This is a genomic window from Sphingomonas sp. NPDC019816 (genome assembly GCF_050274375.1).
Lineage (GTDB): Bacteria > Pseudomonadota > Alphaproteobacteria > Sphingomonadales > Sphingomonadaceae > Sphingomonas.
Genome location: NZ_JBNNOB010000259.1, coordinates 1 through 1712, shown reverse-complemented (window position 1 = coordinate 1712; position 1712 = coordinate 1). Strand labels below are relative to the sequence as shown.

The following is a 1712-nucleotide window of genomic DNA, read 5'->3' as shown; positions in this document are numbered from 1 at the left end:
AAACAGGCGGCGTGAATGACAACCGGGATTAGCTTAACTTAGCCGCAAACCTGTCCAAGAAGGCGGGACCACCTCACGACGCACTGATCTTCGGCCAGGCCTTCGCCCAGGGGGGCGCCCTTGCGGACCCTAAGGCGGCCGTTGCGGCGCTTTCCGACGATGCGGAAATCTGCGGCTGCAACGGCGTGACCAAGGGCAAGGTCTTTGCCTGCGTCGACGGCGGCGCGCACAGCTTGGATGCGGTGCGAAGCGGCTGCAAGGCCTCGGCAAGCTGCGGCTCGTGCACTAACATCGTCGAGAGCCTGTTGTCGATCCGGCTGGGCGGAGAGGTGGAGGCCGGCCCGAAGACCATGTGCAAATGCACCAGCTTCGGCCATGACGATGTCCGCCGAGAGATCGTCGCGCAGGACATGCGCTCTATCCCGGAGGTCATGCAGAAGCTGCACTGGTCGACGCCGGACGGCTGTTCGTCCTGCCGCCCCGCGCTCAACTACTATCTGCTCTGCGCGCTGCCCGGTGAGTATCAGGACGACCAGCAGAGCCGCTTCGTCAACGAACGCATGCACGCCAACATCCAGAAGGACGGCACCTATTCGGTCGTGCCGCGCATGTGGGGCGGGATCACGTCTCCCAAGGAGTTGCGCGCGATCGCCGATGTTGTCGAGAAATTCAACGCGCCGATGGTCAAGGTGACCGGCGGCCAGCGGCTCGACATCTTCGGCATCAGGAAGGAGGATCTGCCCGCCGTCTGGGCCGATCTGAACGCGGCCGGGATGGTCAGCGGCCATGCGTACGGCAAGAGCCTGCGCACGGTGAAGACCTGTGTCGGCTCCGAATGGTGTCGCTTCGGCACGCAGGATTCGACCGGGCTGGGCGTCAAGCTGGAGCGGGCGACCTGGGGCTCGTGGATGCCGCACAAGTTCAAAATCGCGGTGTCGGGCTGCCCGCGCAACTGCGCTGAGGCGACGATCAAGGACTTCGGCGTGGTCTGCGTCGATTCGGGCTACGAACTGCATGTCGGCGGCAATGGCGGGATCAAGGTCCGCGCCACCGACCTGCTCTGCAAGGTAGCGACGGAAGGCGAGGCGATGGAGATGTGCGCCGCCTTCATCCAGCTCTACCGCGAAGAAGCGCGCTATCTGGAGCGGACCGCGCCGTGGATCGAGCGGGTGGGCCTCGCCTATATCCAGTCGCGGCTGTTGCCCGATGCGGACGAGCGGGCCGAACTCGCCCGTCGCTTCTTCTATTCGCAGAGCTTCTCGCAAGGCGACCCCTGGGCCGCGCGCGTGGCGGGCGAGGAACGCGAAATCCATGCGCCGATGGCGCGCTTCCAACCTGTGGGAGAGATGGCATGATTGGCGAATGGCTCGACATCGGCTGGGTCGAGGAAATCCCCCTGCGCGGCAGCCGCACGGTGCAGGTCGAGGGCGGGAACGACATCGCCGTCTTCCGCACCGGCGAGAACAAGGTCTGCGCGCTGCTCGACCGCTGCCCGCACAAGCATGGGCGGTTGAGCCAGGGCATCGTCCATGGCGGCGCGGTGGCGTGCCCGCTGCACAATTGGCGCATCTCGCTTAGCACCGGGGAAGCACTAGGCGAGGACAAGGGCTGCACCCCGGTCGTGCCGGTGAAGATCAGCGGCGGCCGCGTGCTGATCTGCCGCGCCAGCACCCTGAAGGCGGCGGCGTGAGCGGTGAAGCAGTTTTCTCCCC

1 protein-coding gene and 1 pseudogene are annotated in these 1712 nt (G+C 65.8%); both read left to right on the top strand.

The genetic code is table 11. The features are described from left to right. Positions 1–77: 77 nt before the first annotated feature. A pseudogene (locus tag ACQKJZ_RS19215) lies at positions 78–1355 on the top strand ((2Fe-2S)-binding protein); the annotation flags it as partial. Next, positions 1352–1690 (top strand): nitrite reductase small subunit NirD, encoded by a 339-nt coding sequence (gene nirD / locus ACQKJZ_RS19210; RefSeq protein WP_427733293.1) that lies wholly within the window; start codon positions 1352–1354, stop codon positions 1688–1690. The pseudogene ACQKJZ_RS19215 and the gene nirD, both read left to right, overlap by 4 nt. Positions 1691–1712: the final 22 nt, after the last annotated feature.

What these genes read in the sequence shown, in the direction of transcription:
- nirD (WP_427733293.1), top strand. Translation starts at nt 1,352, where the DNA reads ATGATTGGCGAATGGCTCGACATCGGCTGGGTCGAGGAAATCCCCCTG.